Origin of the sequence: Clostridium lundense DSM 17049, assembly GCF_000619945.1 — a bacterium.
GTDB lineage: Bacteria > Bacillota > Clostridia > Clostridiales > Clostridiaceae > Clostridium_AO > Clostridium_AO lundense.
On sequence record NZ_JHVC01000026.1, the window covers coordinates 36,568 to 42,567 of the forward strand.

At 28.0% G+C, this 6,000-nt stretch carries 11 protein-coding genes and 1 pseudogene; 9 read left to right on the forward strand and 3 right to left on the reverse strand.

Annotated elements, in window-relative coordinates; all coding sequences use genetic code 11:
• The first annotated feature begins 667 nt into the window (after window positions 1-667).
• The 3 genes from T514_RS26800 to T514_RS0119980 all read left to right on the forward strand — a co-directional run bounded on the left by T514_RS26800 (window position 668) and on the right by T514_RS0119980 (window position 1,601).
• Window positions 668-823 (forward strand): hypothetical protein, encoded by a 156-nt coding sequence (locus T514_RS26800; protein ID WP_156940024.1) that lies wholly within the window; start codon window positions 668-670, stop codon window positions 821-823.
• 120 nt (window positions 824-943) lie between these two features.
• On the forward strand, window positions 944-1,285 hold the full coding sequence (locus T514_RS27720) for an LUD domain-containing protein (RefSeq protein ID WP_084284770.1): 342 nt from the start codon (window positions 944-946) through the stop codon (window positions 1,283-1,285).
• Window positions 1,286-1,361: 76 nt separating this feature from the next.
• Window positions 1,362-1,601: a hypothetical protein gene (locus T514_RS0119980; protein ID WP_027626349.1), complete on the forward strand. Its 240-nt coding sequence runs from the start codon at window positions 1,362-1,364 to the stop codon at window positions 1,599-1,601.
• Between the two features lie 398 nt (window positions 1,602-1,999).
• On the opposite strand, the gene T514_RS0119985 is transcribed toward T514_RS0119980, so the two are convergent.
• Window positions 2,000-2,425, reverse strand: a complete 426-nt coding sequence (locus tag T514_RS0119985; protein ID WP_027626350.1) for a hypothetical protein — start codon at window positions 2,423-2,425, stop codon at window positions 2,000-2,002.
• A gap of 163 nt (window positions 2,426-2,588) precedes the next feature.
• Here T514_RS0119985 and T514_RS0119990 point away from each other — a divergent pair, with 163 nt between their 5' ends.
• From T514_RS0119990 to T514_RS27070, 6 genes are all read left to right on the forward strand, one after another.
• Window positions 2,589-2,987, forward strand: coding sequence for a hypothetical protein (locus T514_RS0119990; RefSeq protein WP_027626351.1), 399 nt, complete (start codon window positions 2,589-2,591; stop codon window positions 2,985-2,987).
• A gap of 14 nt (window positions 2,988-3,001) precedes the next feature.
• Window positions 3,002-3,316: a CPBP family intramembrane glutamic endopeptidase gene (locus T514_RS0119995; protein WP_027626352.1), complete on the forward strand. Its 315-nt coding sequence runs from the start codon at window positions 3,002-3,004 to the stop codon at window positions 3,314-3,316.
• 69 nt (window positions 3,317-3,385) lie between these two features.
• Window positions 3,386-3,544 carry a hypothetical protein gene (locus T514_RS26805; protein ID WP_156940026.1) on the forward strand — a complete coding sequence of 53 codons (159 nt, stop codon included), beginning with the start codon at window positions 3,386-3,388 and terminating at the stop codon, window positions 3,542-3,544.
• An 87-nt stretch (window positions 3,545-3,631) separates the two neighbouring features.
• Window positions 3,632-3,958: a hypothetical protein gene (locus tag T514_RS25145; protein WP_156940027.1), complete on the forward strand. Its 327-nt coding sequence runs from the start codon at window positions 3,632-3,634 to the stop codon at window positions 3,956-3,958.
• A 315-nt stretch (window positions 3,959-4,273) separates the two neighbouring features.
• Window positions 4,274-4,630: a hypothetical protein gene (locus tag T514_RS25150; RefSeq protein WP_051542204.1), complete on the forward strand. Its 357-nt coding sequence runs from the start codon at window positions 4,274-4,276 to the stop codon at window positions 4,628-4,630.
• A gap of 287 nt (window positions 4,631-4,917) precedes the next feature.
• The gene (locus tag T514_RS27070) at window positions 4,918-5,094 is read left to right on the forward strand and encodes a hypothetical protein (RefSeq protein WP_169735837.1); all 177 of its coding nucleotides are present in this window, start codon (window positions 4,918-4,920) and stop codon (window positions 5,092-5,094) included.
• A 137-nt stretch (window positions 5,095-5,231) separates the two neighbouring features.
• On the opposite strand, the pseudogene T514_RS25155 reads toward T514_RS27070, so the two are convergent.
• Window positions 5,232-5,495: pseudogene (locus tag T514_RS25155) on the reverse strand (transposase); the annotation flags it as partial.
• 94 nt (window positions 5,496-5,589) lie between these two features.
• Entirely contained in the window at window positions 5,590-5,991 is a 402-nt protein-coding gene (locus tag T514_RS26325) for a group II intron maturase-specific domain-containing protein (protein ID WP_278246539.1), read from the reverse strand.
• Window positions 5,992-6,000: the final 9 nt, after the last annotated feature.

Sequence of the window (6,000 nt, forward strand, 5' to 3'; positions counted from 1 at the left end):
CTATGCTTTAAGTTTGCAAGTAGGTCAAGTTGCACAAGAAGTCAAAGAATTTATATTTGCCAAGGAAAAAGTCTGCAAACACTTATATAAGAATAACAAATTTTAAAGAAAGGGAGACAATAGCTGTTTAGCCTATTGGTTTTTAACGAAATATATTAAGAAGAGAAGATGCTAATATTTTAGATATGGGCATCTTTTTTCTTTTACTTTCATATTGTAAAAGATAGGAGTATCAATTTATTACTCCTATCTTTACTTGTGGGCAAGCTATATATTTGTATCTCATAGTAAATATGATAGTTTACCATAATTTTCTTAATACATGCTATAATTAATTGGTAGTGTGAGCTGCGAAACAGCACGCAAATGTGTGATGTTTCCTCTTGATAATGGAAGCAATTTTGTTATCATTAGTAAGCTATTAAAATACAGAAGGTTAAGAAAGAAGTCATACAGTTGATACATTTTATAATGGTTTGTTGAAAACTTTTCCGTTATTTGAGCCTACAATAAGGGTAAGCTTAGTCTATAGATGATTAAAATATGATGTGAAAAGCCTTATGCCTTAATAGGGCACGTACGGTTTTGTAGAGGAACATTGGCGGTGACGCCTATGATTACTCAAGATAGTAAATTATTGTGAAATAAGTGAAATGGAGGCATAGATGTGGATATAAAAAGGATTAATGACTTAAAGAAAAACTTTAAATCAAGAAATATAGAAGTAAAGTATTTTGAGATCCTGGAAGATGTTAAATCTTATATATTAAATATTATACCAGTTGAATGTAGCAATGGAATTGGACGTTCAATTACATTGTAAAAGATAAATATTACAAGTTCTTTATTAGAAAGAGGCAATATAGTATATGATAAAGAACTCGCAAGAAATCAAGAGGAATGCAAAGTATTAAAGAAAAAGGCACTTACTACAGATTGATACATTACTGGATCAAATGCTATATCCCTTGATGGTCGAATTGTTAATGTTGACCATAGTGGTAACAGAGTAGCCGCAATTACTTTTGAGACAGATAGAGTAATAATTGTTGTTGGAAGAAATAAGATTGTAGATACAGTAGATGAAGCAATAAAAAGAGTAAAAAATATATCTTGCCCTTTAAATGCAAGACGAGCAGGATTTAATCCACCATGTGTAGCACTAAATAAATGTGTAGATTGTTTATCAAATGAAACGGGTTGTAATGGCCTTTCTATAATTGAAGGTCAATCCGATAGTAACAGAATTAAATTGCTTATAGTCAATGAAGAATGTGGGTACTAATGCACAATGTTCTTAAACTCTGACGGAACAGTAAGAATAAAACGAATTAAAATTAGTTACATTTGGGAGGATAATTATGGATAAAAAATTATACTATATTTTAGGAACAGTATTTATTGTTACAAGTGGAATTTTATATTCATTAGAAAGGTTTATATCGTATTTTGCATGGATTGGTCAGATGAATGCAAATACAGGTAGTTTTCCAACATATCCTGATTTACCAAGTCTATTTACTAATATTTTTGTTCCAACTTTTATTATTATTGGAGTAATTTTATTTGTATTAGGATGCAAAAAACATAATAAAATGTGACGGAACATTAAGAAAATGTGCAGTAGAAGTTATTTATATTTTATAGAGGAAAAGTCTTTCCATGCTTATACAGGAATAACAGATTTTAAAGAAAGAGAAACAATAGTTGTTTAGGCTATGGTTTTTAACTAAATATGTTAAGAAGAAAAGATGCTAATATTTTAGATATGGGCATCTCTTTTTTTATATTTACTTGTGATCAAGCTCTATATCTGTATCTCATAGCAAATATGGCTATTTAACATAATTTTCCTAATGTATGCTATAGTTAATTGGTAATAGTAAATTAAAACAAATCAATTTTGGTGGGTCAATTTTAAATGTTAAAAGTGGGTTAGTTTTAATTAGAAATCAACAAAAGGTGATGAAATATTGATTTAATTACATAGTGATTTTATTTATTTCTTAAGTTTAAAATCTAAAACTTTTGACAATATGTCTATATCACCATTGAATGCAAGGCTTAATAATCTATTTTCGTTTTCAAAAATCAGATAACAGGGTGGTTCGTTTTCAGGAATTAATATATAGACTTCACTTACAAGAGCATTCAAGTGCGGAGAGTTCACTTTAACAACTGGATCTAAAGGAATTTTAACTACATATCCATCGTCAGTAATGGGGTTGTTTTTATACCCTCCTTGTATATTAGTAATCCAGCTTGTAATCATATTTTGAATTTGTGGATTTGATTGGACTACTTTCACAACTTTATCTTGCTTTGGATCAAAAATTTGAACATATTTAAAATCTTCAGCATTAACATGTATTGGATTTATGGATGTAAAGAAAAGGAATAATATAATTAATAATTTTTTAAACATATTAATCACCTCGTTATTAACATTCCCACAACTAACTACAGTTATTTGTAATTAGTATGTTTATTTCCCAATCTTCTTAAACTCTAAAAGAATAGCAAGATAATCTAAAACTAAGTATATTTCAATATAATATAAGTGAATAAAAACTAAAGGGGGGAATGTTATGAGAATAAGGAAAGAATTCAAACGTTATGTACCAGTATTAATTGCAATTGTATATATGGTATATTTTTATATTCTCAATACTTTGCTATATAAAAATGGTCGATTAATTTTATTGCAAAATGTATCTATTTCAAACCTAGGAATAAAGTTATTTGATGATTGTGCTGTCATGCTAATATTCCCGTTGTTTTTAATTGGAATGTATCGTAAGAAATTAAATGAAATTGGAGTTAATAAATCTAAACTTAGCATAGTGTTGCTCTTAATATATGTAGTATTTTTTGTTTTACATAGCGATTATACTGTAAAAGGAATTTATCAAGCATTTTTTTATTTGTTTATAGTAGCATTACCAGAAGAACTTATATATAGAGGATATATATATATAATAATTTAAAAAAACATAATCGTATGAGTGCAATACTTATAAGTGGAATATTATTTGGAATAATACATTCAATACAGCCGAGCATTATATCAGAATCTAATATACTTATTATGATTAAGGATATGTTTAACCAAGTAGGAGGAGGTTTAGTAAGTGGTTTTATCTTCATTTTATATTTAGAAAAAAGCGGCAGTATTTTTGTTCCAATTTTAATACATGCACTATTAGATTATTCATATAATATACTAGGATTACTCGTTGCTGGTGTTGTTTTAGGCTATTTATTTATTGCAAACAGAAATAATGAAGAAAAATTAAAAGTAACCGATAAACTTTAGTTGATAAAGAGAAAAGTATTTTAAGATAATTCACAATCTTCTTAAACTCTAAAGATATAGGAGGATAATATGAATAACAAGATTTATGATAAAAAAACTGATAAAAATTTATTCAAACTTTTAATAATATATGGAGTATTAATAGCAATATTTATTATATATAATTTTTTACAAATTAACTTACCTATGTATTTTAAATATGATAAACCCTTTGTTTTTGACAATTGAATAATGTGGTGCTAATATAATGGATATGTTTGCTAATGATAAGATGTTAAAAATATATTATAATTCAAGGTGGTAAAGAATTTAATTATGGATTTAAAAGAGAATAAAGTTTTTAAAATTATAACAATGATTATTAATATTATATTTTGCTTGATACTTCCTTTTAGTGTAATAGGAGCTATGGTTTCTCCAATGGCTTTTGATTCGCCAGGTTCAGATAAGAGTCTTTATACATGGATATTTTTCTTGTCTGCTTTTTCAATTCCAGTAGTTATCTTAGCATCAGTAATAAATTCAGTATCTTTACTTAAATCAAGATTGTATAGAAAAGCACTTATATTTAGTTTATTACCATTAATTAATTTCATTGCTATTCTACTTGTTTTTTCCATGGGTGGATCTTCTCAAAAATGAAGCTTTAGCATTTAAAATAGTGGATATAGAAAAACCTAATATTTTTTAAAATTACTTATTATTCAAGTGATTCTATAAATTTCTATTGTGGAAGTAAAAAGAAGAAAAGATGCTAATATTTCAGGTATGGGCATCTTTTCTTTTATTTTTACATTGTGAAAGATAGGAGTATCAATTTATCACTCCTATCTTTACTTGTGGTCAAGATCTATATTTGTATCTTATAGTAAATAATATAATTTATAACAAATTTTATAATATATGCTATAATTAATTCGCAATAGTAAAATATTATGAAATTATTGGAGGAATTTTATGTTTATAGAAAATAACCCTAAAGATAATGTTAATAATGTTTTAGAAACATTGAGACCATCTTTAAAGGAAGTAAAACAACAATCTGAATGGCCTGGTACAATATATTTAGGTGAACAACCAGTATTTGTATATTACTACAATACGGATAATCATGCGAAAGAGGTATTAAAACAAGTATCAAACTCATTACATGATTGGCTTCAACCAAATCTACCAGAAGATTTGTCTTTTATAAAAAATTCTAAACCTTGGTTAATTAACACCTCACATGAAAATGGAAGTTATATATTAACAGATGATGATGAAGAAATTAATCGAATACGAAAAATTAATGGATTAATAATTAGATTATAGAGGTATTTATAGACAATTTTTATTATTCTTAAACTCTGATGGAACAGCAAGAAAGTGTAGTAGAGGTTATTTATATTTCATGGATGAAATATCACATATCAAAATCATTTATATCTTGTTTATTTCACAATCTGAAATTATTGCGAACTAATTAAGAAAATTCGTTCTTTGAAAATTGAATAGTATGGTATTTGTAAAATATGTTACAATTAACTCATAATTGTATTATTATATGAGCTAGTACTTTTTAACAAAACGATAAATTACAATTGGGGGAGGTTATAAAGATGTCTAAAAGCAGAAAAATTTTGCGTGGTATTATATTGGCTGTATTGTTAATTTGTACAGCATTTTTGGTATATTCCATTGTAACAAATCCGCTTGGCGAACATGATATAATGTTTGCACTTGCTGTTACAGCAGGTTTTATTGCACTCGGAGATGATAAAGTTGGAAAAAGATAAATCCCAGTTTATTGAGTAGATTAAATAACTAATTTTAAAATACTACAAAGATAAAATAAATATTAAATTATGAAAATACCGTATTATTAATGTGAACTGCACCCTGTCAAGTAGACAGTGGAAATAATAAAAACTACTTAAGCGGCTAAAGCCCTAAATTCCAATGGGCTTAGGCCGTTTAATCTTTTTTGAAGTCTTTTAGTATTATAGAAGATAATATATTCATTGATTGCATTAGTCAGTTCTTCATATGTATGATATTTATGCAAATAGTACCTTTCACATTTAAGAGTACCCCAAAAAGCCTCCATTGGTCCATTGTCAATACATTTGCCCACACGTGACATGCTTTGTGTCATTTGAGCTTCATCTAGCTTACGCTTAAAACCATAAGATGTATAATCGACTAAGAAAAAGGGATTACTCCCTTTCCCTCGTCTAAGAACCGTACGTGAGAGTTTCCAACTCATACGGCTCAAGCATTTCTTCACCTTTTCAGGCGGCAACAAGTGTATGCAGTTTCAGCTTTCTTAAGTCAAAGTAATGTTTGTCTAAGAAAGGTGTTCTTGAAATCTGTAGTTTCGGGTGTCTGACGATTTTTATCCGTCTCAAATTTATGAGACTGTAATCATTTGTCATGAAAAGCCATCTTTTCCCATTTTTTTCATGCCAGTATTTATTTAGCCTCCACCATTTGTTTTTGTTCGGATGCCTGTGCTTTGCCCATTGCTGTAATAAATGATAAAGAGTGTTATTAATGTATGAAAAGACCTTACTTGCGACGACGTGCTTGTGATAATTTGTCCAACCTCTAATAACTTGATTGAGTCTCCGTATCAAGTCTGATTGGGTACTTGCTTTTCCCTCTCTTAAGATTATTGTAGAGCATTTCTTGATTAGGCTTTT